Here is a 24,347-nt window from a genome sequence, read left to right as displayed (position 1 = left end):
GTGCGCAGCACAACCGGGACGTAGCGCAGCTTGGTAGCGCACTTGACTGGGGGTCAAGGGGTCGCAGGTTCAAATCCTGTCGTCCCGACCAGGTTTCAGCTGGTCGGCAAGGGTGTCACCCGAAAGGGAGACACCCTTTCTGCATTCTGAGTGACTAAGTGAGTGACTATCGCTCCCATCACGTGAAGATCCGGTCCATCGCTTCCGCACCGCCGAGCAGGACTGGGCGGATCTGTTTGCGGTAGACCGCCTCCGTCACCGCCGTCCCACTGTGGCCGACGAGTCGCGCGATGTCCTCCAGGGGTACGCCGGAGTCGGACAGCAACGAGACGAAGCTGTGCCGCATCTCCCGAGGCGTCCAGTCCTTCGCGGGCAGCCCGGCGTCTTTCACGATCTTCCGGAACGCCCGCCGTACGTTGTGGGAGTCCAGGGGAGTGCCGACGAGGGAGGCGAAGACGAGATCGTTCTCCCTCCACCTCCCGTCCGCAGCTTCCCGCTCCTTGGCCTATTGGGCCCGGTGCTCTCGGAGGGCTTCGACGCAGCGACTCCCAGCGCCCCCTGTGGGAGGTCATCGCCGCATCGCTGCGCGCCGACATCCTGGAGGCTCGCTACACCCCCGGCGCACCCCTGCCCAGCGAGACCGCCCTGTCAGCCCGCTACAGCGTGTCGCGCCCCACCGTTCGTGATGCCGTCAAAGCCCTGGTCGGCGAAGGACTCGTCAGCGTGGTACGCGGACGCGGCACCTTCGTCCGTGCCGTCCCCGACCGTCACGCGATCCTGCTCGGAACCTGGCCCCGCCACGACATCGCCGACCCGGAGTTCATCCCCACCGCCCGCCAGTGGGGTTGGACCCAGCTCGCCACCCCCCACGCCGACGACGAAGGCCAGCAGACCTACAGCCGCAGCGAGTTCAGTGCCGCCAACCGTGACATCGCCAGCACCCTTGGCCTGCGCACCGGCCACACTGTCTTTCACCGCCACAGCCGATGGCGCCACACCACCACCGGCCTGATCATCACCATCAACTCTTACACCGTCCCCGAGATCATCCCCGCCCCGACCACCAAGCAGGCCGTCAACGAAGCCTTCGTCCACGCGCTCACTCAGACGTCGTTCTACGACACCATCACCAGCGGGCGTGGCCCTGCCACCTGGGAGACCAGCGTCACCGCCCGCATGCCCTACGCAGACGAGCGCGACCTGATGGCCCTGTCGGTCGGCAGCCCCATCCTGATCATCCGGCGCATTCTCGCCGACAAAGACGGCCGCCCCTTGGAGATGACCGAGATCAAGGCCGACGCCGAACGCTTCGAGACCGTCTACGCCCGCGAAAACCTCACCAGCCTGCCTGAGGGATTCGACCCCGACATCCACGATCCTGAACAACTCCAGGAGAAGCCCGACCCTGAACCGACCGGCCGCATCCTGTTCCTGCTGTGACAGATCGTTGTGACCGACTGTCCGATCTCACTTGATGCTTGACGGATCAGTTTCAGATGATGCTTGACACGGCCTAGACGATCTTCTCTTCCCAGTGTGCACTTTGGCCTTGATCCGGGACATTTCCTGCGTGGTGGTCCGGGCCACGACCTTGAAGGTTTCGTACTTGTCGTGAACGGCGGCGTGTAGGGACGCCTCGCCAGCCGAGCGCCCGGCTGGCGAGTGATCTTAGTTGTCTTGCAGAGACTGATGAAGTCGTGTCACAGCCGTCTGGGCGGCGGACTTGGTGAGCGAGGGGTCGAACTCACCGACATTGCCGTCATGCTCCAACGCGATCATGGTGTTCCCCACCCGAATGATCACAACGTCGATCGCGACCATCATTCCCGCTGGCAGCTCGGCGTCCCGCTCCAGATTGCTGTTAGGGAACCCGCTGCGGAACTTGATTCCATGCACGCTGTCACCGAGCCGACCGATCGACAGCTTGCGGATGATGTCTTTAGAGCCGTCCGTCTTGACCGTGATCTTGTGGCAATGGCGGACCATAGCCTTGGCTGCGCGTTCCAAGGCGGAGATCTCGCTGGCGGTGCCGCTCACGATGTATTCGCTGATCCCCTCCCACCGATCCTTGTGCTTCAACCCTGTCGCGGCCTTGGCCCGATAAACCGCAGCGATGCTCTTGACGGCTGTGCCGCATTTCTTGATCCGGGTGAAGGTGGGGCTCAGCAGACCACGGGTGCGGTACCCGCGACGGGTGAACTCGTTCCCGAGATCCTCCGGCGAGAGGAGGGCCGCCTTGAGCGGATCGGGAGACCTCAAGGCAGACGACTTCTCGGCCAGAGCGGGACTCGGCACCAGCAGCGATCCAGCTAAGACGGCCGCCAGAAGAAACGGACACTTAGTGATCACCCCAGCCACTCTAGGTGCACCCTTCTCAACAATGGGAGGAGCACCTGTAGCGATCCAGCAACGATCTACGTCCGTGATCGACATTGGCTCAGAGTTTCTTTACTGGTTTAAAGCGGCAGCGCTCCGCGCCGCCGCACGGCGGGACACGCCCCGCCGCCCCTGGTACGCGCTGCCGCCTGCCGCTCCGACCGCCGGCCCAACCGCTTCGCGGCCCCTTCGGGGTGCCTTCGGCATTGCGCCGGCCGTCTCCGCTCCCGCTGAACAGTTTTCAGGGTTGCGGGCCGTGACTCCCCCGCCCCCGCTACCGGAGTGTTCGTGTCCCTCGGTCGGCGTCAACTCCGTCCGTACCTGTTGGGTGAGGGTTGCTGCGCACGTCGGGGCGGACGGACACGCGAAGACGGAGTTGACCCCTCGGCCGGGACACACAATCTGGCAGCTATCGGGGGCGGGGGAGGAATGGGCCAGGAGCCTGCATGGTGGACTCCTGGCAGGCGTGGCGACGCCGTCTCTCCGAAGCACACGCCGCCACGCCCGTCTCTACCGGGCCTTCCCGGACAGCAGCGCCGCCCAGGTCGCCCGAGCCTCAGCGATCGACCAGCGGTGACTTTCGTCCACCTGGTGGCCGCCGTCGAGTTGCGTGGTGCGCCGGATGAACGCCCGTCCGCCGCCCTCGCACAGTTCATAGACCGTGGCACGACACACGCACGTCCACGCCACCGGCCGCACCCGCTCCAACGTGTGGTGCGGCTTGTGCCAGTCGAGCCGAACATGATCACGTTGCGCCATGCCCAGGTGCGGGATCACGCACGTCTCAAGCACCATCACAACGGCGCCGCCCCCGCTCTGGGAGTGGGAGGGGGAGGGGGCGCGGGGTGCGTCGTGCGGAGATCGGCGCAGCGGGCGGCGATTCGGCGAGCGGCTGTCGCCGGGTTGTCCGCCGTGTGAGCGGCGTACTTCCTGCGGTCCGTCCGCGCGGAGTGCTCGCCGTTCCACCACATGAAGCGAAAGCCGTCGGACCACACGAGCAGGTCCACCCATACGCTCAGCAGGGCCGCACCGTGCCCATGGTGGACATCAGAGGCGATGCCGAGACTCTCAAGCTCCGTGTGAAGCCGTTGCATCGAGCACAGAGCCGGATCGTCAGCCGTCGAAACCCGTGAAGTAATCATCACGTTCAGCTAAGCCGCCGCACTCCGGCAGGGCACGATGACAATAGGAGACAGCCAGGGATACGGCCGTATCCGCGAATATCCGGAGGTGAACGATGGGCACCCCAGGAACACCCCCCGAGTGGGCCGTACGGCTGCGCGACGAGCGCAAGGCCAAGGTCGGCACCGTGGCCGACATGGCACGTCGGCTCAAGGAAGTCGCCGGGAAGCAGCGCGGCAAGCTGCCTGGCATCGACGACCTCACTCGGACGATCCGGGGATGGGAACGCGGCGACCACTACCCCAGCGAGCGCTACCGCCTGCTGTACGCCCGCGCGCTGCGGAGCACCGAGGCCGACCTGTTCGACCTCGCCGAGCGCCCCAGCCTCCCGGTACCCGCGCTGCCCCTGCCGACCGTCGCACCCGATGCCGACCTGTTCGAGCGGATCGCCCGCAGCGTCCAGCAACCCAGCCGGGTGGATCAGCGCACCGTGGACTGGCTGGCGACCTGTCTTGCCGAACACCGCAAGGTCGAAGACACCATCGGCTCCCGCCCGCTGCTTGGCATCGTGCGGCAACAACTCGGCGTGGTGGTCGAGCTCGCCCAGGGCGCCCGCGGATCGCTGGCCGACACGGTGGTCGACCTGGCCTCGCAGTACGCCCAGTTCGTCGCGTGGATGTCCCTGGACGTCGACGACCAGGCCGCCGCGCTCGCCTGGTACGACCGCGCCCATGACTGGGCGTTGGAGATCGGCGACGTGAACATGGCCACCACCACACTCAGCATGAAGGCCCACCAGGCATGGAGCGCGGGCAACGCCCGCAGGTGCGTACGGCTCGCCGACGCGGCCCGCTGGCACGACGGCAGGGTGACACCGGGCGTGCGGGGGATGGCCGCGCAGATGGCCGCCCGAGGTCATGCGCTCGCTGGCGATGCCAGGCCCGCTCGCACGCTGCTGGACGAGGCCGAGGCGCTGATCCGCCGGGCCGCCGAGCACGCCGACGACGAGCCGGTGTGGATGTATTTCTACGACGAGACCTGGTTCCGCCTACAGCGGGGCATGACCGAGCTGCATCTTGCCAACTGGCCCAAGGCGATCGACCTGCTGACGGATGGACTGTCCGGCCTGCCGGAGACCTACAAGCGGGATCGTGCCTGGTACGGCTCGTGTCTGGCCAAGGCCCACGCCGAGGCCGGAGACGCGACGGCAGCCCTACAGGTGAGCCTGCCCATCGTGGCCGACGCCGTCGAACTGAACCGACACGCCCGCAAGGAACTGGTCGATGTCACAGCCCTTCTCCGGCAGAGGAAGTCACCTCAGGCGACCACCCTGCAGGAGGTTCTTACGGCTGCTGGCCGGACCGGCGATCAGACGAGGTGATCATTTCTCGTTGGTCTCCGCACCAAGGAAGGACCGGGCCAGCATGTCCGCTGAAAAGCGGACACCGGTGACCTTGCTGGCCAGGGCGAACACGTTCGCGAACGCGAATTCCGGGTGCGGACCTGTGGAGTCGTCATGGTCGGGATCCAGCCCCACTTCACGCATGGCGTCCACCCAACGGTTTGGATCGCTGCCCCAGCGCAGCTCAGGGGCAATGAGATCGAAGTATGTGATCGTTTCTCCGTCGATCTCGTGGATGAACTCCTGCCTGGAGTAATCATGCCGAGTGATCACCACGATCTCTGTTCCACGGGAGATCCTTGCCCGCGCATCCGGACCGGCGGCTCCCCATCCCAGAGGTTCGACGATGAGCGTCCAGCCGCCGACTTCTACGGCGCCGATGTAGCCGGGAAGAGCTCTCGGGGAGGCCTCCCGGCCTGCTACCGCACGTTCACACACCTTTCCGTAGGTCACTTCTTCGATCGTGCTCGCGTCGGTCCCGAACCGGGTAAGCGCCTCGCGCGGGGTGAGATCTCGTACGAAGGACGCGCAGTAGATCTCACCTGCCCACACGTCGTCGAGCCAGCGAAATTCCGCGTCTGGGTCTGTCACCATAACTCCCTAGATCAGCTAGGCGTCATGATGCCAACCGTCACTGACAAGGATCATGCTGTCCGATGGCGGAAGTGGTTCTGACGAGTCCAGGCAGAGGGGATTGCTGAGTGACGAACTGAGTGACAACGGCCACGTACAGACCCGGACACCGGTGGATCACCATGGACCGTATGCCCAGGTGGGGGCGGGTATCAGGCAAGGTCCCGCCCCCTGCTGGGTTGCCTGGGGGGCAAGGGGGCGCAGGTTCAAATCCTGTCGTCCCGACGGTTGAAAGGGGCTGTAAGCCCAGGTCAGGGCCTTATCTCACTTCGGTGAGGTGGGGCCCTTGATTGTTTCCAAGGGTCGTCATCTCACATTTTCTCACATACCGACTTTGATCTTGCTTAGCCCAACAGCTCGCCGAGCTTGTCGGAACCCGCTCTGAGGCTCGCTCTGAGACTCTCGGGATCCGGGTGGACGTAGACCTGCTTCGTGAACGACAAGTCGCTATGACCCGCCCACGCTGATACCACCGTGTCGGGCACGCCATTGTTCGCCATCCACGACAGGCACGCATGGCGCGCGTCGTACAGCCGCACCTTGCGCACCCCAGCCGCCGTCATGAGCTTGTACGCCTCCCGGCGCAGCTTGTCCGTCTTCCAGGGGTGCCCCAGCTCGTTGACCAGGACGTAGCCGCTGTTCTCGTATCCCTCACCCTGAGGGGCCACGGCGGGAGACGGATCCTCGTCCCCAGGTGGATCGTCCTCGCTGGTGTCGCGTGGCGGTGACGTGCATGTGCATGTGCATGGAATGGTCGTTCGCTCTGAGTTCGACATCTCGGAGATCTCCGCTCGGCTCGCGATGCGGCGCTATAGCCGAGGCTGACCGCGATAGGACCCCGCCCTTTGTGTAAGGCGGGGTCCTGTCGTGTCTGGTCTACCTGCGGACGATCGACCAGGCGCCGTTGGCCTTGATCGACGCGTACCGGGCGCCCGGAGGCAGCGAGACAGCACCGTTGTAAGCACCGACCTTGTTCGCCACCAGGTTGTGAGTCCGGCCGTTCGCGTCCAGCGTCCACACTGAGAAGTAGCCGTCGCCGCTGTGGCGGATCTTCAGGCGGTGCAGGCCGCGGCTGGTGCTGCTCAACCGGAGCACGTCGTCACCTATGCCGCGGCTGGTAATCGACCAGGAACGCGCCTTCGTCAGGGGCAGCACCTGCAGAGTCCAAGCGCCGTCGGCCTTGATGCTGAACGCGGCGGTCTTGTTGGACGTGCTGGTGTTGAACGGGGCGGTCCCCTTATAGGCGCCTACCTGGTTGGCCAGGAGGTCGTCTTCTTTCCCTGACGGGGAGAGAGTCCACACCGAGAAGTACCCCTCCCCATCATGGGTGATCTTCACGGTGCCCGGCTTCGTGGTGGCGCGGATCCGCAGGAGCTGGTCACCTTCCCCGCGGTAGATCGTCGCGGCCGACGCCTGCACGGTCGTTGCAGCCTGAGCAGGGGGAGCAAGCAGGGCGGCAGATGCCAGCGCGGCGAGGGCGGCGAGGGTACGAAGGGAGCGCATGTAGGTACTCCAGGGGCAGAAGATACGGACGGGAGAAGACGCCGCCGAATACGTCCTGGTTGCCTAGACATGCCGATCAGGTTGGGGCATCAGGTTTTTCAACTGGTGAAACTGCTTCCGCTCGGCTACCCAAGGCGGGTTGCGGCAGGCTGCCCGCCGCAAATGCTCTCCGGTGGTTCGCGTCCGTGGCTCGCGCCGCCTACATCTGGCCGAGCAGCCCGCCGATCGTCGCGGGCACGCCACCGATGATCACACCAACCAATTGTGCAGACACGTCTCTACTATCCGCCTCACAGCGGAACGCGCCAGCCTGTCGAGGCTGCTGGCTGTTCACCTGTCCCATCTGGGACACCTCGCATTCCGTCAAGGTGGAACCGGCACCCGTGAGACACCGTGAACATGGCGGTGCCCCCGCCCGGAGGACGAGTCGAGGCGAGGGCACCGTCCGCGGCCGGCTGTTCAGCGAACGTCCCGTCCCTGAGACGTCACCCGGCCGCGTCTTGCCCCGCGAGCGGTCCCGGTGTGCACCACCGCCCGCGGGAGTTGAGGGCGCGCTAGTCCGGCGCAGGTAGGGCGTCTGTGGCCGTCACGGCATCAGAGCTCTTTCGCGCCTCGATGCTGGGTCTTGCTCGATGTAGTGTCCTGGGCCGTATCGACCTGCCTCGGTGAGCCTCTCAGCGACCAGTGGGTGCAGCCGGGTGCTCGCGTGTTGCGCGGGCAACAGCAGCCAGTCGTCAACCTCATCGGTCTGCAGGGTGAGAGCAGCTACATCCTCGGGCAGCAGGGTGCGCGTGGCGAAGATGAAGGCGATCCGGTCGCGGCGGTCGGGGCTGCTGGCCGGCACCCACGCGACGGTGATGAGACGACGGGCACACAGGCCTAGCAGACCAGTCTCCTCGCGGGCCTCGCGGGTCGCCGCGGCGGCCGGGCTCTCGCCGCAGCGGATACGTCCGCCGGGGAGCTGCCACCGGTTGTGGTCGCTGGTGGTGCGCAGGATGAGCCACCGGCCCACCTCGTCGCACGCGAGGAGATGGGCGGTGACGGCGCAGCCGTACGGTTCGGCCGAGGTCATTTCCGGGTGGCGGTGATCAGGTTGCGGGCGCCCTGGTGCAGCAGGTCGGCGGCGACGCGGGCGCCGAGGGTGGCCGGGTCGGTGTGCTCTCCCCAGGCGTGGGAGCGGACGAACGCGCTGCCGTCACGGTTGAACACCATGCCGAACAGGCTCATTTTCCCGTCGGCGGTGGTGCAGGCATGTCCGGCGATCGGGGAGTTGCAGTGGCCGCGCAGCATATGCAGCATGGTGCGCTCAGCGAGGACGTGCCGGGCGGTGGGTACATGGTTGAGCTCGTCCAGCAGTCGCATGACCGGCGCGTCGGACTGGCGGGCCTGGATGCCGATGACGCCGGCGCCTACGGGCGGCACCATGGACACGTCTTCGCCTGTGGTGTGGAACTCCAGGGGCAGGATCTCGTGGTGGCGGTCCAGAATGCCGAGGCGGCTCAGGCTGGTGCGGGCCAGGATCAGCGCGGCGTACTTGCCGTCCTCGTCGAGCTTTGTCAGGCGGGTGTCGACGTTGCCGCGGATGCGTTCGGTGCGCAGGTCGGGCCGGTGGATGCTGAGCTGTGCGCGACGCCGTACGGAGCTGGTGCCGATCAGGGATCCGGCGGGCAGGTCGGACAGGGCGACGCCGTCGCGGGTGACGACGATGTCGTGGACGTCGTCTCGTTCCAGGTAGGCGCCGAACGCGGTGCCCTCGGCCAGGGGGACATCACCGGGGACGTCTTTGACGCAGTGGACGGCGATGTCGATCCGGCCGCTGGTCAGGGCGCTGTCGATCTCTTTGCTGAAGGCGCCCTTGCCGCCGATCTCGGCCAGGTCGCCGGGCCACAGGTCGGCGCTGACCTGTGTGGGCACGATCTCGATCGGGATACCGGGCGCGAACTTGGTGATCATGTCGGCGACATGGTTGGCCTGGATTTTGGCCAGGGTGGAGGTGCGGGTGCCGATCCGGAGCGGGGTGTCGGCGAATCGGTTGAGGAACACGTCGGTCATGGGATCGAGGCTCTCTGTAAGAGAAGTGATGGCTACGGAGTGTGGCGAAGTGAAGGTGTGCTGATGGCCATCGGATGGTGTCCCCACCAACGCCTCCAGCGGGTCACCATCATCGCGGCCGGCTCTACGGGGGCCTCCTGGTTGTGCACCACCGCCTGCGGGAGCTTCAAGGGTTGCGCCAGGAGTCCCAATGCCACCGTTGCGCCAGTCCCTCACGAAGGAGTCGACGATGGCGGCCACGATGGCCAGGAGGATGGTCACGGTGATGGCGTCGGAGACTCTCCTGAACGCTTCGAGGATCATGTCCCTCAGCCCTGGTCCGCCGGCTGGAGGTCGTGAACCTGGACGATCAGCTGTGTGGCCAGCGCGTAGGGCAGCAGCGCCTCATCGTTCAAGCTGACCTCGACGCTGTACTCGCCTGTGGGGACAGCTCTCCGGCCCGGACCGGGCATGAACATGTCGGCCAGCACGGCGGCGGGCTCGGCGCGAGCGACGGTGCAAACCGTCGAGGAGACACGAAGCTGAGGACAGGTGGCCAACGCCTCAGGAACGCACGCCCAGCAGGTCGGCGGCGCACTGGTGAGGCCGCCGGTGGAGTCGCCGGGGATCTCACGGAACGCGGTGTCGGTCATGATCCAGGGGGTGCGTCCCGTGGCGGGGTCGGTCGCGACCTTCCCGCAGACCTGGCAGCGTAGCTTTTCCATGCAACGCCACTGGCGCAGGGTGTTGAGCTTCCGCCACTGTGGCGCCCCCGGCGATTGTTCAGAACGCGGACGCGTAACACGCCGCGCACCACATCGCCACGTCGCGGAACGTCGTAGGCGAGCCGCACCCCGCCGCCGAGCAGGCGACGTACGAAGTGGAGGGGCTGCGGTGCGGCCTCGCCGGCGTGGGCGATGACGTAGGGAACCCGCAGCTGTGTCGGCGCGGCGACCGTCATGACCCGCTGCCTGGCCGAGCGGTGAGGATCAGGTTCGCGACCTGCTGAGGCTCCCGCACTGTCTGCAGGTCGGGGCCGTCCCGCAGGGATACCAGGTAGCAGCCGGAGCGCGCCCCCATGGTCACCGTGGCGGTCACCGATCCGGCACCGCCGCAAACGACCAGCTCGGGGGCGTACAGCTTGGGCTTCCCCAGCAGGATCGGCCGGCCTTCCTCGCCGGACAACTTCAGGCCGATGGTGTGGACGGCGTACGAGTGCACTCCCTCGACCTTCAGGAGCTGCTGCACAGCACCCAACGCCCCGGCGTGCTTCTCCGCCGTCGCGTCGCTGCATTCTTCGGCTTGGACATGTAGGGGCGCGTTCACCATGGCTCCTTCATCGTGTCTGTGTCCGGAGACACGTGACGCTATGCAGCAAGCCATGCACCGAGGGGCACGGTTTGTGTCCCTTAGTTGCAGTCAGGCCAGAAGGCCGATTCGGTCAGCCAACGTGTGTGCCTGCGGACGGAGAGACGCCGGGCCCTCGGTGAGTTCCAGGGTCAGTCGACGGGCGTAGCCGTTGTACTTGATCGTGTCGGGCGCGACGTGCTGGGCGAGCTCCAGCGTTCCAAGGACGGCTGTGTGGTCACGCTGCAGGTGGTGAGCGCGAGCAACCTCGATGAGATGACGGCCCCGGCGCGGCCGGGAAGGGATCGGGGCGGAGAGTGCGTTGTCAGCCTGCCGCGCGGACTCACCTCCCTGATGGAGTTCAACGGCGATGGTGACGGCGTGAGCGCCCATGATGACCTGAGAGAACGATGTCCAGGGCTGGTAGTAAGTTGCGGGGAGCCGCTCGGCGATCCGGGCTGCTTCTTCCCAGTGCAGCCACGCGTCCCCGGTGTCGCCGAGCCGGGCGGAGGTGAACGCCAGCTCGAAGGAGAGCGCACCCCACATGGCGAGCAGCTCTACCCCGGCGTCGTCGAGGTGCGGCTGAACAGCAGCCATACCTTGCTGGTTGATGTCCCGAGCGGCGTCGAAGTCGCCGGTGTCTCGGTGAGCCTGGGCGAGGAACCATACAGCGCAGGTGAGCGCGAGCGGATCCTCTGATTCCTGTGCGGCTACCAACGCCCGGTCAGCTACCCGCCAGAGCAGGTCCTGGGCGGGCTGGTAGGCGAGGAACATCTGCGCGAGGCCGTAGGTCTCGGCGAGCAGGGCGAGCGCCCGGCGCCGGTCGGTGTCGCGGTACATCGCCGCGGCGAGCTGGACGTCGCGCAGGAGGCCTGGCAGCAGCTGGCCGAGGGCGGTCCGGTGGTCGGGGGAGGAATGCCGGACCTGCCAGGCGGCGTCCAGGCGGGCGCGCAACGTGGTGAGCGGCTGCACCGTGCCAGCCGGAACCAGCGATGTTGAGTTGATCGCTGCCCGTACGTCCTCAAGGGCGGGGTGACCCGGGCCGCTGAACATCCGCACTGGCATGGATTGATCCCCTGTCAGTTCTGAGAGGTCTCGGACACGCAGCGCCTCGGCGAGCTGCAGGAGGATCGGCAGCCGGGGGTTCTGCTGGAGGCGGCCTGTTTCGACCTGCTTGAGCCAGGACGTGGACTTGCCGACCAGGCCGGCGAGGACTTCTCTGGTCATGCCTCGCCGTTCACGGAGGAACTGGATCCGCTGTCCTACTGTGAGTACCGGGCCGAGGGGTTCGTTGGTAGCGTTGCTCATAGGCCCTTCACCTTCCTGAGCGTCTAGACAACCTCAGGCTACGGTGCGGGGCCTTCATCGTGCGAGGATCCGCCTCGCATGGTGAGGCGTAGTGGATCGGGGAGTCTCCGCCCTGCAGGCCTCGCGAGCGCCGATCTACTAGCTGGTAGCTTGCGGGAACAACAATTCCCGGTAGTTACTCCACTGTCCTGCGGATGTGGGAAACCAGCCCTGAACATGACGATGCCCCGCCGAGCATCTCGACAGGGCATCACCCAAGAGCTGTCACTGCACGATCTCGCCGAGAGCCGTCTCGAACGCTTCGGCCTGGTCCGGCGTCAGCTCCTTCGACACCCGCAACAGGACAGGCCCCGCCACGTAGTCGTACTCGCCGAGCACCGGCATCTTCTTCCCGATCCCCTGGATGTAGTCGGCCCGCTGCTGCGCCTGGTCGGCCTCGTCGAACACCTCGACGCTACCGCCGAGCCCCACATCCCCCTCCTTCTTGCCGGCCACGTCGGCTGCGTTGATGCGGCTGTCGGTGAACGCCGCCTTTGAGGTGTAGCCGTTCGGGCGGCCCAGTTGCTTGTTCGGGTCGGTCTCCGCGGTGTAGGTCACGGTGAGCGTGACCGGCAGCCCCTGCTGTGTGAGCGCCTTGATGACGCCGGCGGCGTCGAGGTCGGTGGTGGGTCCGCCGCACGCGGTGAGGGTGAACAGCAGCGCTGCGGCGGTGAGAGCGGAGGGGAGACGCACGGGCGAGTTCCTTCGGGGGGTGAGGGATAGAGCGCCTGTGAGACGGCTGGGGATGCCCCCGGGTTGCCATTCCGTCCACTACCGGACACCGCGGCGGTTGGTGTGTCTGTGCAGGTGTGGCACCCTCGCGGAGGGGGGTGCCACACGTGAGAGGGTTACAGGTCAGAAGGGGGGCCACACCTCGTTGCACCCCCGTGGCACCCGTCGTGGCAGGGGTGTGGCACCCGGCCGTGGCCCCCGTGGCAGCAAGATCAAAAGTTGTTCGCGTGCAGCCCACGCGCAGCCGTACGGGGCTTGTCGTCGGTGTGGCGGCAGGGGAGAAGTGCGCCGGTAATGCTGATTTGGCCTGCGTGGTGCTGGTCACCACGCAGCCTGTAAGTTGATCACAGGTGTTTTCGTCGTCCAGCGGCCTAGGATCGGGGCATCCCCTCGGGGAGCCCCAGACGCCGGTTCGAATCCGGCCGAGAACACAGAGCCCCCTCGTCTTTCGTGACGAGCGGGGCTCTCTTCACGCTAGTCCGCCGGCCAGCTTTCCCGGTCGGCGACGAATGATTCTCGCTGCAGCAGCGTCATCACCCATCCCTGCTCACGAAGCAGGGCAACCGCGGCCCGCGCGCGTACGGGCCGGACCGAGGCCGGTTCCTCAATTGGGGAAAAAGATCAGTCAGCTCCCCGCGCGTACGGGCCGAACCAAAGGGACGCACGGCCAATATGTACGTGCGTCCCCAGCTCCCTCGCGCGTACAGGCCGGACTCCTGACCTCTTCTTCTCGTCAAGGAGCTAAGGTCCCGACACCCGTGGCGCTCAGCCGACGTCGGGCCGCTCCGGCATCAGGTACCGCTGCTCGGCGTCGCCGTAGCCCAGCACCTCGGCCTCAACCAGCTTCTTCAACTGCTTCTGCGCCCACTGCCGGGTCAGGGACGCCACCCGCGCGGGAGCACCTCCCTACGGGCACAGCAGACCTCGCAGCAGTGCCCGAGTTCGCCGAACCACGGCCCGATAGCTCAAAGGTGGGTGACAATCTGAGTGACTATCGCTCCCATCACGTGAAGATCCGGTCCATCGCCTCCGCACCGCCGAGCAGGACCGGGCGGATCTGCTTTCGGTAGACCGCCTCTGTCACCGCCGTCCCACTGTGGCCGACGAGTCGCGCGATGTCCTCCAGGGGTACGCCGGAGTTGGAGAGCGGCGAGACGAAGCTGTGCCGCGTCTCCCGAGGCGTCCAGTCCTTCGCGGGCGGCCCGGCGTCCTTCACTATCCTCCGGAACGCCCGCCGTACGTTGTGGGAGTCCAGGGAAGTGCCGCCCAGGGAGGCGAAGACGAGATCGTTCTCCGTCCACTTCGCGCCCGCCGTCTCCCGCTCCTTGGCCTGCTGCGTCCGGTGCTCCCGGAGGGCTTCGACGCAGCGACGGGGCAGCGCGAGAGGTCTCGTGACTTCCGGGTCTTGGTGTCGCCACCTTCCCGTACGGAGCGCCACACGGCGATCCATGGGGGTGTCGGTACGGGGCTTGCCGCCGAGATCCACCTCTGACCAGACGAGCGCCCGCAGTTCCTCCGTACGGGAACCGATGAGATCGATCAGGGCCAATCTCGGCCGCCTGACATGTGATACCCGCAAACGACGCACGACAGACTGACCGAAAGTAGCACCTGTCACCCATGCCTTGGGGCGGACGTGACCAAGGCTTCGGCAAGCACTAAGTGACCATGTTCAAACTAGGCGCCCGCTGATGCCTCGTTCGAAGCTGCCCGCAAAGGACTGCGAGTGCATCGCCGCGGGGGGCGGAGGGCAAGACCGGCTTGTCGATGTCGCGGTGCTCAACCTTCACGATCACGCCCTTCACACGGAGCGCTGCGGCGGTCTCTTCGGTCAGGACGACGCTGCTTTTCCGGACTAAGAATTCGTCGATGCGTTTTGTCTGCGAGTGGTGATAACCATTGGCCGCATGGATACTGATCACGCCGACCCTGCCGGCCTTGCCGCTCTTCGCGCCGCCTTCGATGTCGAGGCATGTGAACCACCACTGGGTTGGGATGCCGTGCACGCCTTCGAGGCAGAGCATGGGATCGTCTTGCCGGAGCCGTATCGAACGTTCGTCGCCGAGATCTGCGACGGGTCCGACTCGGGGCCGCCGGGCTACGGGCTTGTGCCGTTGGCTGATCTGCCCGGTGACTGGGGAGATGGCCGACCGCGGCGGGTCTTGGCCCAGCCCTTTCCGCTGACGAAGATGTGGATGTGGGAAGAAGATCCTCGTCCTCAGGAGGAGGTCGATCCTGTTCTTGAGCAGGTCTACGACCATGGCTCGATCGTTCTGGGCACCGACGGGTGCGCCATGTACTGGCATCTCATCGTCAGCGGACCACATCGGGGGCACGTCTGGCAGATCAGCGGCGAAGGAGCCGTCCCTTTCGGCGCCGAGTTCGGCTTCACCACGGGAAATCCCGGGTTCGCCGGATGGGTCAAGCATTGGGCTGCCGGCAAGCCTTGGTTCGACGCAGCTTGAGGCAATGGTCACGACGCACCCCGATGCAACACATGGGATGTGCTCTCTCACGGTGTGTAGCCCGGTAGCCCGGTCAGCGGATCGGTGTCCACACTCAAGGGGAAAGGCCCGAGGATCCGACCGGTGCTCATGAGGATGGCCGACAGGCACTGGAAGATATGAACTTCAGCTTTGACCGGTCGTGCTGTCACAGAAGGACGTCGCTCTCGCCGTACGAGAGGCTGCGGCCCGCCTGGCCAAGGTCAATGCGGATCCGAAGGCTGACCGACTGGACCGGGAGCGCGCCGAGTTCTCCTGGGGGCTCGCCCGTCACACCTGTTGAAACTCAGGGAATGTACACCTCGTAGTAGAAGCCCGCCGGATAAGGGCCACCCCCGCGGAACCAGTGACAGTAGAGGAGCCCGGTGTATTGACCGTTCTGCGCGGCGTCCTGGTAGGCGAGGTCGCAGGCGGCCAGGGTCTGGTAGGGGCCCTGCAGGTACCAGTCCGGTGTCGGCCAGCCCCCGGCGGTCACGGCCGCACCGGTCTGGGTGGCGGCGAAGGCGGGTGCGGTACCGGCCAGGACACCGGCGCCCAGCGCCACGGCGAGTACAGCGGAATGTAACCGGCGGATCTTCATCGTGGGACCCCTCACATCCGGGAAGGAGAACACCTTCAGATGAGCACCGGCTACCGGGCCTGAGGAGATACCGGTTCTCCATATTTCGGCCGGATGGTGCGTTCGTCGAGGCTATTTCGCCGGGCCTGAACACCTGAGCGCCCCGCTGTGCGACGCGACTACGGGGAAGGTGCGTTGCCGCACCTTCGAGCCGGAGGAGGCGGCGCACACGGTGTCGCGGATCGCTGGACATGCCCGCCGACCTCACCGGCGCCTGGCCCGTCTCAAGCCCTACGCTGACGTTCCCGAGGTACGGGAACTGCTGACCCGCTACCCCATGAGCGCCTGAGCCCGCTGACCGGCCAGTCTCCATACGGGGACCTGCCGATCAGTCCTCCAGCGGTTCTGCGCCGAGGAATCGCAGCTCCAGCATCTCTGGGGAGAAGGGAAGAGCGGTGATCCTGCTCGCCAAGGCGAACGAGCGCTCTATCGGGAAGTCGATGTGTGAGTCGTCGATGTCGTACTCGGGGTCCAGGCCGACTTCGCGCATCTCCTTGACGAAGCGGTCCGGATCATTGCCTGACCGCGCGTCCGGAAGCATCGGGTCGAACCAGACGACCGGCTGCCCGTCGACGATGTAGGCGAAAGTGTCCGAGGCGTAGTCATGACGGCAGACCGACACGACCTCGGTTCCCCGCGAGACCCGAGCCATGATCTCGGAGTCGACTGCGATCTTCCATCCTCCTGGTTCGATGACCAGGGTCCAGTCACCGACCTTCACGGCGCCGATGTAACCGGCCGCGTCGTCCCTCATGCTCTCCACCGAGCGCTCGCCCAACTCGTCGGACGTGACCTCCTCCATGGTGCTCTCGTCTACGCCGAACCGGCGGAGGACCTCCTCCGGGGAGAGATCCCGAACGAAGGACACGCAGTAGATTTCACCCAGTGCTTCGTGTTCGGAGAGCCAGGGGGATTCTTCGGGGGTCTCTGTCATCGCCACTCCTTTGATCAAGTGAGCAGCATGATCGCAGTGGTCACCGACAAAAAAGTTCGCCCCCGGCCGGCGAAGGAACGTCGAGTGATGCCCTTGGGTGACAACGACTCCGAACAAGGCTGGACGCCGGTGGATCACTGTGGACTGTCAGGCATGCTCCCGCCCTCCTGGTCTGCCTGGGGGCAAAGGGCGCAGGTTCGAACCGGCGGTGGACGTCGCGGATCCGGACCTCACCGGGCGGATGCTGGATCAGCCGGTCACCGAGTTGAGCGCGGCCAGGTAGCCGAACCGGTAGCCGTTGGCGTTGGGGTGGAGCGGAGTGGGGTTGAGGACGGGGTGGATCCAGGCTTGGCGGGAGCAGACAGCGTGCCCGGCGAAGAACGACCGGGCGTCGACGAACTGGAAGCCGGGCCTCGCCGCGCTCTGGGCGAGACTCTGGTTGAGCGCTCGGCCGAACCGGTTGAGCTGCGTGCGCTGGTACTGGTTGGGGACGATCCAGGCGCTGCAGCCGGCGGTCTCCTCGAACAGGAGCGGGTAGAGGCCTCCTGCGCGCGGATCAGGCTGAGCGGCGGATCACCAGGGTCGCGCTCTCCGACGGCACGGCGCGTCGGCTGCTGGGGCTCCTGAGGCCGTCGAGCACCGCATCGGTCAGTTCGGCGGCGATGGCGTCCATATGCTGGTTGATCGTGGTGAGCGGCGGCTCGGCGAACTGGCCCAGGGGGATGTCGTCCACCCCGATGACGGCCAGGTCGCCGGGAGCTGACAGGCCGGTGGCGCGTATGCCTGCCAGCAGGGCGATGGCGACCTCGTCGTTGAACGCGCACACCGCGGTGACGCCCTCCGCCCGCCAGGCGTGCGCGGCGTCGGCGGCGGCGGCGGTCTCCAGAGCGACCTGCCGTACGGACGGTGAGGCGAAACCGTGTTCGGCGCAGCCGCGCCTGACGCCTTCCAGACGCGGGTCGAGGAACGGACCCAGTCGGTGGTCGGCGGGAGCGGCGTATCCCAGCCGCGTATGCCCTTGGGAGACCAGATGGTCGGCCTGCATGCGGCCGATGCGGAACTGGCCGCGCGCCATCACGTTCGGCCCGTCGTCGTTGTCGCCCCAGACGTCGACCACGTACACACCGGCGCTGCGCAGATCCGCGCGATGCTCTTCGGAGACGGGGGCGAAGGAGATCACGGCGGCCGGTGCCAGGCTCTTGCCCAGCGCCGCCACCGCGCGGCCGCTGTCGATACGGGTGATCACGCTGAGGCCGTGTTGTTCCAGGTCGGCGGTGAGGTGTTCGATCAGCTCGATGGCCGTGGCGCCCAGCGGCATGTTCGCGATGAGCAGCAGCACGATGTCGCTACGGCCCAGCCGCAGAGTCCGGGCCGCCGCCGAGGGGGTGTAGCCGAGCTTTTCCACGGCGGCGTAGATCCGCTGCCGCGTTTCGGCGGGGATGGTCTGGTACGGCACGTTGTTGAGCACGTAGCTGACCGTGGTCTGCGAGACTCCGGCCTCTTTGGCCACGTCGATGGAGGTGACGCGCCGTCTCTTGGCCATCGAGTCCCCCTCGCAAGGATGCCAACGGCACTGAATCGTATCAGTGGCCCCGGCTTCAGCGTCGTGGATCGATGTGCACCTTCGGGCCTGGGCCCAGGCCGGCCGGGCGGTGTCCGGCGAGGACGTCGGCGGTCTCGGCGAGGGTGACAGTGGCCGAGACGAGCGGACGGGCGTCGACCGAGCCGTCGGCGTAGGCGGCGATCGCGCCGGCTAGACCGGCCGAGCCGCCCAGGATGCCCACGGCGGTGATGTCCCGCAGCACCAGGTCACGGGTGTCGATCGTGGACGGGGCGCCGGCCAGCCCGATGTAGACGATCCGGCGGCCGGGTTCGACGAGGTCGAGGGCCAGGGTGGGCAGTTCGGCGGCATTGGAGGCGTCGACGATGGAGTGCCAGGGGAGCGGGGGCAGCGTGGGCCGGGTCCAGACGTCGGTGAAGCCGAGCTGTCGCGCTTGGGACACGGCGTCCTGGTCACGGCCCAGCAGGTGGGTCTCGATTCCCTGGGCTCGCGCGAACAGCGCCACCAGCAGTCCGATGGTGCCTGTGCCCAGGATCAGGAGCCGTTCGCCCGGATTCAGGGTGGTGCCGAGGACGGCTCGCAGCGCGTTGCCTCCGGGTTCGGCGAGCGCGCCGAGCGTGGGATCCACTGAGTCGGGCAGGTCGTGCAGCGCGGCGGCGGGCACGGCGATCTGTTCGGCCAGCGCGCCCGGACGGCCCAGGCTGACGCCGATCTCGGCCAGGTCGGGGCAGAGGTGGTGGCGGCCGGTATGGCAGCGCTCGCAGCGTCCGCAGCCGAGCATGGTGTCACCGGTGACGCGGCGGCCGAGCCAGGCAGGGGCGACGTGGGAGCCGACGGCGGTGACGCGTCCGCACCATTCGTGGCCGGGGCGCAGCGGGTACCAGGAGCGGCCGGTGTGCAGGTAGCTCATGTTCCCGGTGAACAACTCCACGTCGGTGCCGCACACGCCGACCCGCTCGACGTCCACGACCACCTCGCCGGGCCCGGCGCTCGGGAGCTCGACCTCCTGGATCTCGGCCCTGCCCGGCCCGGTCAGGACCAGTGCGCGCATCACCGGGGTCCGACGACGCGCTGGCGCTGGCTGCCCAGGCCGTCGATGCCGAGCTCGACGAGGTCGCCGGGCTGGAGCCAGACCTGTGGGTCGAAGCCCATGCCGACACCGGGAGGGGTACCGGTGTTGAGCAGGTCGCCGGGCTCCAGCACCATGAACTGGCTGAGGTGGTGGACGATGAAGAACGGGTCGAAGATCATCGTCTTCGTGCTGCCGGTCTGCCTGCGCACGCCGTTGACGTTCAGCCACATGTCCAGGTCGCGGACGTCGGCGATCTCGTCGGGGGTGACCAGCCAGGGACCTGCCGGGTTGAAGGTCTCGGCGGACTTGCCCTTGCTCCACTGGCCGCCGCGCTCCATCTGGAAGGCGCGCTCGCTGACGTCGTTGACGACGCAGTAGCCGGCGATGCAGGAAGCGGCCTCGTCGACCGAGTCCAGGTAGGAGGTGCGCCTGCCGATCACGATGCCCAGCTCCACCTCCCAGTCGGTCTTGGTGGCGCCGCGCGGGATGCGCACGTCGTCGTACGGCCCGACGAGCGTGTTGGGGGATTTGGCGAACAGGATCGGCTCGTCTGGCACGGCCTGGCCGGTCTCGGCGGCATGGTCGCTGTAGTTCAGCCCGACGCACAGGATCTGGTGCGGCCGGGCGATAGGGGCGCCGATGCGCTCCCCGGCGAATTCGCGCGCATCGCCGCGTGCCACCCGCTCGGTCAGCAGCGCCGTCCCGCCCGCTGCGAAGAAGCGCTCTCCGAAGTCGGGGGTGACGTCGAAGACGTCGATGTAGTGGGTGTCGTCGAGCCGGACGACCGGCCTCTCGGCGCCGGGGGCGCCGATGCGCATCAGAAACATGTCAGCTTCTCCAATAGGGGACGGGCAGGCCGCGGACGCCGACTCGGGCGGTGAACAGGCGTCCGTCGAGTGGGCCGGGCTCGCTCAGCTCCTGGGTGGCGGTGGTGATGACGAGGATGTCCAGGTCGGGCCCGGCGAAGCAGGCACTGGTGGTGTGCGGTGCGCCGGTCTCGACCAAGGCCAGCAGGTCTCCGGAGGTGGTACGGCGCTCGACTCGGCCGAGCCCCCAGTTGGCGATCCAGAGGGTGCCGTCGGCGTCGGCGCACATCCCGTCCGGCAGGCCCTCGGTGATCCTGAACGCCTCTCGGCGTGGCCCGGTGTCGTAGTCGCGAACCCACACGATGCCCGAGCCGGTGTCCACGCTGTAGAGGCGGCCGTCGATCCAGGCAAGGCCGTTGGAGAGCGTCAGGTCGGTGTCGAGGTAGGTGATGCCGGTCTCGTCGAGCCGGGCGAGCACCTCCTGGCCCACCTGTCCGAGGCTGCCGATCAGGAAGCGTCCGGCCGGGTCGACCGCGCCGTCGTTGAGTCGGCCGCGGGTGCGGACCTGCGCCAGTGTGGTACGGCTACCGTCCAGGCCGACCCGGGTCAGGGCGGTTCTCTCCGCGACGATCAGCTCACCCTCGGCGGAGACGGCGACCGCGCCCACCGTGGAGTCGAACCGGTGGGAGCCGGTGACGTCGATGCGCTCGCCGTCCAGGCGACCTTCGTGGACCGCTCCCGCGACGATGTCCACCCACAGCAGGCGCTGCCGTACCGGATCCCAGACCGGCCCCTCGCCCAGGGTGTAGACGTCGGCGGAGGCGGGGGAAGCGATCATGCGGGTTCCTCGCCTGCGACGATGGCGCGGATGGCGGGCAGCTCGCTGACGAGCTTGTCCAGGGGGGTGCGGTAGGTCAGCCCGCTGACGCTGATCGCACCGCTCGGCACCGTGGGGGAGGTCAGGTACACCGGAACCGCCACGCAGTTGACGCCCGGCTCGTTCTCCTGATCGTCGGTGGCATAGCCCTGCTCGCGGACGCGGACCAGGGCGGCATGCAGGTCCTCGACCGCCCCGACGGAGTGCTCCGTCGGTCGCTCCAGCGGCTGGTCCCCCGCCCAGGCACGGACCGCGTCGAGGTCGGGCAGCGCGTAGGCGAGCAGCACCTTGCCAACGCCCGTGCAGTGCGCGGGATTGCGCCCGCCCACGATGGAGGTCAGCCGCACCGCGCCGGTGGGCGGATCGAGCTTGGAGCGGTAGACCACCGAACGCCCGTCGAGCACCGCGTAGTGCACGGTCTCGTCGAACCGCTCACACAGGGCCTCCAGGATGGGCGTCACGCGGATGTGGTCGGGCCGGGCCTGGTGGTGGGCGAAGGCCATCCGCAGGAACTCGTCGCCCAGCAGGTAGCGGCCGTGGCCGTTCCGCGCGGCGAATCCGGCGCGGCGCAGCGCGGCCAGCGCGCGGTGCACGGTCGGCTTCGGACTGGCCACAGCCCGGGCCATCTCCTCCAGTCCGATCCCGTCGGGATGGCCGGCCAGCTCGGTCAGCACCGCCAGCACCCGGTCGGATCCGACCAGCTTGGATTCATCCATATTCCGAATATTAGACCATCGTTCCGAACAGTGAAAACTGATATATTCCTAGAAATTCACCAAGGGAGGCGGGATGACCCGTAGCAGCCAGTGGTACGGCGGGAGCGACCGCAACGCCTACATTCACCGTGCCTGGATGCGGCGCGGGCTCCCGGAGCATGCCTTCGACGGTCGTCCGCACATCGCGATCGCCAATACCGCCTCCGACCTGACCCCCTGCAACATGCACCTGGACGAGGTGGCCGAGCACGTCAAACGCGGCGTGTGGGAGGCAGGCGGGGTGCCGCTGAACCTGCCGGTCGTCTCCCTCGGGGAAACCCAGGTACGGCCGACGGCCATGCTGTGGCGCAACCTGGCCGCGATGGCCATCGAGGAGATGCTGCGCGCCAACCCGATCGACGGGGTGGTGCTGCTCGGCGGCTGTGACAAGACCATCCCCGCCCTGCTCATGGCCGGCGCCTCGGTCGACCTGCCCGCGGTCGTCGTGCCCGGCGGGCCGATGCTCACCGGCCACTTCCGCGGGGTCGCGCTGGGCTGCGGCACCGACGTGTGGGCGTTGAGCGAGGAGGTCAGGGCCGGGACGCTGAGCCAGGTCGAGTTCCTGCGCTCGGAGTCGTCGATGATCCGTAGCAAGGGCCACTGCAACACGATGGGCACCGCCTCCACCATGGGCCTGCTGGCCGAGGTGCTCGGTATGACCCTGCCCGGTCTGGCCGGCACGCCCGCCCCCGACGGCCGCCTGCTGGAAGGCGCCCACGAGACCGGCCGCCTGATCGTCGACATGATCGCCGCCGGCCGTCGTCCCAGCCAGGTCATGACCCGTGGCTCGTTCCTCAACGCCGTCGTCGCCCTGGCCGCGCTCGGCGGCTCCACCAACGCCGTCGTCCACCTCCTGGCCATCGCCGGACGGCTCGGCGTCGAGCTGACCCAGGACGACTTCGACCGCTACGGCTCCGGCGTGCCGCTCCTGGTGGACCTGCAGCCCGCCGGTCGGTTCCTGATGGACGACCTGTACCGGGCAGGCGGTCTGCATGCCGTACTGAACGAGGTGCGGGACCTGCTCGACCCGGCCGCGCTGACGGTCACCGGCCGCCCGCTGGTCGAGCATCTCGGTGAGGCGACGGTCCACGACCGTGAGGTCATCCGTCCCCGGGACAAGTCGCTGCGGGAGAATGCCGGGATCGCAGTACTGTACGGCAACCTCGCCCCCGACGGCGCCGTGATCAAACCAGCCGCCGCCTCCCCCGAACTGCTGCGTCACCGCGGCCCGGCGGTCGTGTTCGACTCGATCGAGGACCTGCACGCCCGCCTGGACGACCCGGACCTGGAGGTGACCGCGGACTCGGTGCTGATCCTGCGCGGCTGCGGACCCAAGGGCTACCCGGGCATGCCGGAGGTGTCGAACATGCCGCTGCCGGCCAAGCTGCTCGCCCAGGGGGTGCGCGACATGGTGCGCGTCTGCGACGGCCGCATGAGCGGCACCGCCTACGGCACCGTCGTGCTCCATGTCGCCCCCGAGGCCGCTGCGGGCGGCCCGCTCGCCAAGGTCCGCACCGGCGACATGATCGTTCTCGACGTGCCGGGCAGGCGGATCGACGTCGAAGCCGACCTGTCCACTCGAGAACCGGTCACCACCGGTTTCGCCGCGCCCGCCCGTGGGTGGGAGCGGCTGTACGTCGACACCGTCCAGCAGGCCAATATCGGTGCCGACCTCGATTTCCTCATCGGCTCCAGCGGCGACCGGGTGGCCCGCGAATCCCACTGAAAGGGCCCTCCATGCGCACCGCACTCATCACCGGCGGGGTCAGCGGCCTGGGCAAGGCCGCCGCCGTTCGCCTGGAAGCCGACGGGGTCAAAGTGATCACGCTCGACGTCGCCGACGGTGCCGACCTGGTCGTGGACGTCACCGACGCCGCCGCCGTCCAGGCCGCCGCCGACGAGGTCGGCCCAATCGACATCCTGGTCAACTCCGCCGGAATCGTCGGGCCGAACGCCCCGTTGTGGCAGATCCCGCTGGACGGCTGGCGGCGCACGTTCGCGGTGAACGTCGACGGCACCTTCCACACCTGCCGCGCCTTCGCTCCCGGCATGCGCGAGCGCGGCTGGGGACGGATCGTCAACCTCGCCAGCATGGCCGGCAAGGACGGCAACCCGAACATGGCGCCGTACTCCGCCTCCAAGGCGGCCGTCATCGGGGTGACCAAGTCGCTGGGCAAGGAACTGGCCACCAGCGGTGTCCTGGTCAACGCCATCGCACCGGCGGTGATCGAGACCCCGATGAACGCCGACACCGGTACCGAGGCCCTGGCCCACATCACCGACCTCATCCCGATGCGCCGCGTCGGCCGAGCCGAGGAAGTCGCCGAGCTGATCGCCTGGCTGGCCTCCGACAAGGTCAGCTTCTCCACCGGCGCCGTCTACGACATCAGCGGCGGCCGGGCCACGTACTGAGCGGTCAGGGCCGGCCGTCGTCCAGGTGTGCTCCGTTGGTGGCGGCCACCCTCCCCAACCAGTGCAAGCTGGGCTTCGGGGTGCGCGCGAAGGTTTCCCGGTCCACGCTGACCAGGCCGAAGTTCATGGCGTAGCCGGCGTGCCCCAGAGTCTGTGGGTAGTACTCCCATCCGGTCTGGAAGGTGCGCTCGGTGCGGGCGGCCTTGATCGGGCCGTTCGGTCCGAAGACCATCCGGGTGTAGGTCTGCACGCCCACGAAGTCGTCGTCCTTCGACTCGAACCGTGTGTCGAAGATCCCGCCGACCTCGGTCACC

Annotated in this window: 29 protein-coding genes, 2 tRNA genes and 1 pseudogene; 8 read left to right on the top strand and 24 right to left on the bottom strand. The window is 67.5% G+C overall.

What is annotated here, in order from left to right:
- The first annotated feature begins 14 nt into the window (after positions 1-14).
- Positions 15-91: transfer RNA gene (locus tag ACFQVD_RS15575), tRNA-Pro, on the top strand.
- A gap of 87 nt (positions 92-178) precedes the next feature.
- Here the strand turns inward: ACFQVD_RS15575 and ACFQVD_RS15570 are convergent.
- Positions 179-460: pseudogene (locus ACFQVD_RS15570) on the bottom strand (tyrosine-type recombinase/integrase); the annotation flags it as partial.
- A 47-nt stretch (positions 461-507) separates the two neighbouring features.
- On the opposite strand from ACFQVD_RS15570, the gene ACFQVD_RS15565 reads away from it, so the two are divergent.
- The gene (locus tag ACFQVD_RS15565; RefSeq protein ID WP_386274334.1) at positions 508-1,440 is read left to right on the top strand and encodes a GntR family transcriptional regulator; all 933 of its coding nucleotides are present in this window, start codon (positions 508-510) and stop codon (positions 1,438-1,440) included.
- A gap of 228 nt (positions 1,441-1,668) precedes the next feature.
- On the opposite strand, the gene ACFQVD_RS15560 is transcribed toward ACFQVD_RS15565, so the two are convergent.
- Together ACFQVD_RS15560 and ACFQVD_RS15555 are read right to left on the bottom strand one after the other, a co-directional pair.
- Positions 1,669-2,349: a hypothetical protein gene (locus ACFQVD_RS15560; protein WP_343983617.1), complete on the bottom strand. Its 681-nt coding sequence runs from the start codon at positions 2,347-2,349 to the stop codon at positions 1,669-1,671.
- A gap of 537 nt (positions 2,350-2,886) precedes the next feature.
- Positions 2,887-3,171, bottom strand: coding sequence for a hypothetical protein (locus tag ACFQVD_RS15555; RefSeq protein ID WP_343983620.1), 285 nt, complete (start codon positions 3,169-3,171; stop codon positions 2,887-2,889).
- Positions 3,172-3,613: 442 nt separating this feature from the next.
- Between ACFQVD_RS15555 and ACFQVD_RS15550 the strand changes: the two genes are divergently transcribed.
- Positions 3,614-4,879, top strand: a complete 1,266-nt coding sequence (locus tag ACFQVD_RS15550; protein WP_343983623.1) for an XRE family transcriptional regulator — start codon at positions 3,614-3,616, stop codon at positions 4,877-4,879.
- Here the strand turns inward: ACFQVD_RS15550 and ACFQVD_RS15545 are convergent, their stop codons facing one another.
- The 10 genes from ACFQVD_RS15545 to ACFQVD_RS15500 all read right to left on the bottom strand — a co-directional run bounded on the left by ACFQVD_RS15545 (position 4,880) and on the right by ACFQVD_RS15500 (position 12,454).
- A complete protein-coding gene (locus ACFQVD_RS15545; RefSeq protein WP_343983626.1) occupies positions 4,880-5,491 on the bottom strand; it encodes a DUF6461 domain-containing protein in 612 nt (203 codons plus the stop codon). It abuts the gene before it with no gap.
- A 386-nt stretch (positions 5,492-5,877) separates the two neighbouring features.
- Positions 5,878-6,201 (bottom strand): tyrosine-type recombinase/integrase, encoded by a 324-nt coding sequence (locus tag ACFQVD_RS15540; protein ID WP_343983629.1) that lies wholly within the window; start codon positions 6,199-6,201, stop codon positions 5,878-5,880.
- Positions 6,202-6,409: 208 nt separating this feature from the next.
- Positions 6,410-7,036: a hypothetical protein gene (locus tag ACFQVD_RS15535; RefSeq protein ID WP_343983632.1), complete on the bottom strand. Its 627-nt coding sequence runs from the start codon at positions 7,034-7,036 to the stop codon at positions 6,410-6,412.
- 199 nt (positions 7,037-7,235) lie between these two features.
- Positions 7,236-7,379: a hypothetical protein gene (locus tag ACFQVD_RS15530; RefSeq protein WP_343983635.1), complete on the bottom strand. Its 144-nt coding sequence runs from the start codon at positions 7,377-7,379 to the stop codon at positions 7,236-7,238.
- Positions 7,380-7,622: 243 nt separating this feature from the next.
- Positions 7,623-8,108, bottom strand: a complete 486-nt coding sequence (locus ACFQVD_RS15525; RefSeq protein ID WP_343983638.1) for an NUDIX domain-containing protein — start codon at positions 8,106-8,108, stop codon at positions 7,623-7,625.
- Complete coding sequence (hemC, locus tag ACFQVD_RS15520) at positions 8,105-9,088, bottom strand: hydroxymethylbilane synthase (RefSeq protein WP_343983641.1); 984 nt, start codon at positions 9,086-9,088, stop codon at positions 8,105-8,107. Before hemC ends, ACFQVD_RS15525 begins: the two co-directional genes overlap by 4 nt.
- Positions 9,089-9,396: 308 nt before the next feature.
- Positions 9,397-9,792 carry a hypothetical protein gene (locus ACFQVD_RS15515; RefSeq protein ID WP_343983644.1) on the bottom strand — a complete coding sequence of 132 codons (396 nt, stop codon included), beginning with the start codon at positions 9,790-9,792 and terminating at the stop codon, positions 9,397-9,399.
- A gap of 232 nt (positions 9,793-10,024) precedes the next feature.
- Entirely contained in the window at positions 10,025-10,396 is a 372-nt protein-coding gene (locus tag ACFQVD_RS15510; protein ID WP_386368545.1) for a hypothetical protein, read from the bottom strand.
- 90 nt (positions 10,397-10,486) lie between these two features.
- Positions 10,487-11,722 (bottom strand): helix-turn-helix domain-containing protein, encoded by a 1,236-nt coding sequence (locus ACFQVD_RS15505; protein ID WP_343983650.1) that lies wholly within the window; start codon positions 11,720-11,722, stop codon positions 10,487-10,489.
- A 264-nt stretch (positions 11,723-11,986) separates the two neighbouring features.
- Positions 11,987-12,454: a hypothetical protein gene (locus ACFQVD_RS15500; protein ID WP_343983654.1), complete on the bottom strand. Its 468-nt coding sequence runs from the start codon at positions 12,452-12,454 to the stop codon at positions 11,987-11,989.
- 391 nt (positions 12,455-12,845) lie between these two features.
- Between ACFQVD_RS15500 and ACFQVD_RS15495 the strand changes: the two genes are divergently transcribed.
- Positions 12,846-12,924, top strand: a tRNA-OTHER gene (locus ACFQVD_RS15495).
- A gap of 334 nt (positions 12,925-13,258) precedes the next feature.
- On the opposite strand, the gene ACFQVD_RS15490 is transcribed toward ACFQVD_RS15495, so the two are convergent.
- The 3 genes from ACFQVD_RS15490 to ACFQVD_RS15480 form a co-directional block, all read right to left on the bottom strand.
- Positions 13,259-13,381 carry a hypothetical protein gene (locus ACFQVD_RS15490; RefSeq protein WP_343983657.1) on the bottom strand — a complete coding sequence of 41 codons (123 nt, stop codon included), beginning with the start codon at positions 13,379-13,381 and terminating at the stop codon, positions 13,259-13,261.
- Between the two features lie 115 nt (positions 13,382-13,496).
- Complete coding sequence (locus tag ACFQVD_RS15485) at positions 13,497-14,042, bottom strand: tyrosine-type recombinase/integrase (protein WP_343983661.1); 546 nt, start codon at positions 14,040-14,042, stop codon at positions 13,497-13,499.
- A 109-nt stretch (positions 14,043-14,151) separates the two neighbouring features.
- Entirely contained in the window at positions 14,152-14,517 is a 366-nt protein-coding gene (locus tag ACFQVD_RS15480) for a hypothetical protein (RefSeq protein WP_343983664.1), read from the bottom strand.
- Here ACFQVD_RS15480 and ACFQVD_RS15475 point away from each other — a divergent pair.
- Complete coding sequence (locus tag ACFQVD_RS15475) at positions 14,494-14,958, top strand: SMI1/KNR4 family protein (RefSeq protein WP_343983666.1); 465 nt, start codon at positions 14,494-14,496, stop codon at positions 14,956-14,958. The genes ACFQVD_RS15480 and ACFQVD_RS15475 overlap by 24 nt on opposite strands.
- Before the next feature lie 325 nt (positions 14,959-15,283).
- Here the strand turns inward: ACFQVD_RS15475 and ACFQVD_RS15470 are convergent, their stop codons facing one another.
- Complete coding sequence (locus ACFQVD_RS15470; protein ID WP_343983668.1) at positions 15,284-15,577, bottom strand: hypothetical protein; 294 nt, start codon at positions 15,575-15,577, stop codon at positions 15,284-15,286.
- A gap of 169 nt (positions 15,578-15,746) precedes the next feature.
- Here ACFQVD_RS15470 and ACFQVD_RS15465 point away from each other — a divergent pair, with 169 nt between their 5' ends.
- Complete coding sequence (locus ACFQVD_RS15465; protein WP_343983671.1) at positions 15,747-15,905, top strand: hypothetical protein; 159 nt, start codon at positions 15,747-15,749, stop codon at positions 15,903-15,905.
- 39 nt (positions 15,906-15,944) lie between these two features.
- Here the strand turns inward: ACFQVD_RS15465 and ACFQVD_RS15460 are convergent, their stop codons facing one another.
- The 6 genes from ACFQVD_RS15460 to ACFQVD_RS15435 form a co-directional block, all read right to left on the bottom strand.
- Positions 15,945-16,550, bottom strand: a complete 606-nt coding sequence (locus tag ACFQVD_RS15460; RefSeq protein ID WP_343983673.1) for a DUF6461 domain-containing protein — start codon at positions 16,548-16,550, stop codon at positions 15,945-15,947.
- Positions 16,551-17,106: 556 nt separating this feature from the next.
- The gene (locus ACFQVD_RS15455) at positions 17,107-18,093 is read right to left on the bottom strand and encodes a LacI family DNA-binding transcriptional regulator (RefSeq protein ID WP_343983676.1); all 987 of its coding nucleotides are present in this window, start codon (positions 18,091-18,093) and stop codon (positions 17,107-17,109) included.
- 55 nt (positions 18,094-18,148) lie between these two features.
- On the bottom strand, positions 18,149-19,162 hold the full coding sequence (locus tag ACFQVD_RS15450) for a zinc-dependent alcohol dehydrogenase (protein ID WP_343983679.1): 1,014 nt from the start codon (positions 19,160-19,162) through the stop codon (positions 18,149-18,151).
- Positions 19,162-20,010: a fumarylacetoacetate hydrolase family protein gene (locus tag ACFQVD_RS15445; protein ID WP_343983682.1), complete on the bottom strand. Its 849-nt coding sequence runs from the start codon at positions 20,008-20,010 to the stop codon at positions 19,162-19,164. Before ACFQVD_RS15445 ends, ACFQVD_RS15450 begins: the two co-directional genes overlap by 1 nt.
- Before the next feature lies 1 nt (position 20,011).
- Complete coding sequence (locus tag ACFQVD_RS15440) at positions 20,012-20,827, bottom strand: SMP-30/gluconolactonase/LRE family protein (protein ID WP_343983685.1); 816 nt, start codon at positions 20,825-20,827, stop codon at positions 20,012-20,014.
- On the bottom strand, positions 20,824-21,582 hold the full coding sequence (locus tag ACFQVD_RS15435; protein ID WP_343983687.1) for an IclR family transcriptional regulator: 759 nt from the start codon (positions 21,580-21,582) through the stop codon (positions 20,824-20,826). The genes ACFQVD_RS15440 and ACFQVD_RS15435 overlap by 4 nt, the downstream gene beginning before the upstream one ends.
- Before the next feature lie 73 nt (positions 21,583-21,655).
- Between ACFQVD_RS15435 and ACFQVD_RS15430 the strand changes: the two genes are divergently transcribed.
- Complete coding sequence (locus ACFQVD_RS15430; protein WP_343983690.1) at positions 21,656-23,347, top strand: IlvD/Edd family dehydratase; 1,692 nt, start codon at positions 21,656-21,658, stop codon at positions 23,345-23,347.
- Between the two features lie 11 nt (positions 23,348-23,358).
- Positions 23,359-24,033, top strand: a complete 675-nt coding sequence (locus tag ACFQVD_RS15425; RefSeq protein WP_343983694.1) for an SDR family oxidoreductase — start codon at positions 23,359-23,361, stop codon at positions 24,031-24,033.
- A 4-nt stretch (positions 24,034-24,037) separates the two neighbouring features.
- Here the strand turns inward: ACFQVD_RS15425 and ACFQVD_RS15420 are convergent, their stop codons facing one another.
- Positions 24,038-24,346, bottom strand: coding sequence for a hypothetical protein (locus ACFQVD_RS15420; protein WP_343983697.1), 309 nt, complete (start codon positions 24,344-24,346; stop codon positions 24,038-24,040).
- Between the last annotated feature and the right edge of the window lies 1 nt (position 24,347).

The organism is Streptosporangium amethystogenes subsp. fukuiense, assembly GCF_042665875.1.
Classification (GTDB): Bacteria; Actinomycetota; Actinomycetes; order Streptosporangiales; family Streptosporangiaceae; genus Streptosporangium; species Streptosporangium fukuiense.
The sequence above is the reverse complement of the archived record's forward strand: the minus strand, read 5'-3'. Positions and strand labels throughout refer to the sequence as shown.

Coding starts and splice junctions, on each gene's coding strand:
- ACFQVD_RS15555 (WP_343983620.1), bottom strand. CDS start 3,171: ATGGTGCTTGAGACGTGCGTGATCCCGCACCTGGGCATGGCGCAACGT.
- ACFQVD_RS15550 (WP_343983623.1), top strand. CDS start 3,614: ATGGGCACCCCAGGAACACCCCCCGAGTGGGCCGTACGGCTGCGCGAC.
- ACFQVD_RS15535 (WP_343983632.1), bottom strand. CDS start 7,036: ATGCGCTCCCTTCGTACCCTCGCCGCCCTCGCCGCGCTGGCATCTGCC.
- ACFQVD_RS15530 (WP_343983635.1), bottom strand. CDS start 7,379: ATGGGACAGGTGAACAGCCAGCAGCCTCGACAGGCTGGCGCGTTCCGC.
- ACFQVD_RS15525 (WP_343983638.1), bottom strand. CDS start 8,108: ATGACCTCGGCCGAACCGTACGGCTGCGCCGTCACCGCCCATCTCCTC.
- hemC (WP_343983641.1), bottom strand. CDS start 9,088: ATGACCGACGTGTTCCTCAACCGATTCGCCGACACCCCGCTCCGGATC.
- ACFQVD_RS15515 (WP_343983644.1), bottom strand. CDS start 9,792: ATGGAAAAGCTACGCTGCCAGGTCTGCGGGAAGGTCGCGACCGACCCC.
- ACFQVD_RS15510 (WP_386368545.1), bottom strand. CDS start 10,396: ATGGTGAACGCGCCCCTACATGTCCAAGCCGAAGAATGCAGCGACGCG.
- ACFQVD_RS15505 (WP_343983650.1), bottom strand. CDS start 11,722: ATGAGCAACGCTACCAACGAACCCCTCGGCCCGGTACTCACAGTAGGA.
- ACFQVD_RS15480 (WP_343983664.1), bottom strand. CDS start 14,517: ATGCTCTGCCTCGAAGGCGTGCACGGCATCCCAACCCAGTGGTGGTTC.
- ACFQVD_RS15470 (WP_343983668.1), bottom strand. CDS start 15,577: ATGAAGATCCGCCGGTTACATTCCGCTGTACTCGCCGTGGCGCTGGGC.
- ACFQVD_RS15460 (WP_343983673.1), bottom strand. CDS start 16,550: ATGACAGAGACCCCCGAAGAATCCCCCTGGCTCTCCGAACACGAAGCA.
- ACFQVD_RS15455 (WP_343983676.1), bottom strand. CDS start 18,093: ATGGCCAAGAGACGGCGCGTCACCTCCATCGACGTGGCCAAAGAGGCC.
- ACFQVD_RS15450 (WP_343983679.1), bottom strand. CDS start 19,162: ATGCGCGCACTGGTCCTGACCGGGCCGGGCAGGGCCGAGATCCAGGAG.
- ACFQVD_RS15445 (WP_343983682.1), bottom strand. CDS start 20,010: ATGTTTCTGATGCGCATCGGCGCCCCCGGCGCCGAGAGGCCGGTCGTC.
- ACFQVD_RS15440 (WP_343983685.1), bottom strand. CDS start 20,827: ATGATCGCTTCCCCCGCCTCCGCCGACGTCTACACCCTGGGCGAGGGG.
- ACFQVD_RS15435 (WP_343983687.1), bottom strand. CDS start 21,582: ATGGATGAATCCAAGCTGGTCGGATCCGACCGGGTGCTGGCGGTGCTG.
- ACFQVD_RS15430 (WP_343983690.1), top strand. CDS start 21,656: ATGACCCGTAGCAGCCAGTGGTACGGCGGGAGCGACCGCAACGCCTAC.
- ACFQVD_RS15425 (WP_343983694.1), top strand. CDS start 23,359: ATGCGCACCGCACTCATCACCGGCGGGGTCAGCGGCCTGGGCAAGGCC.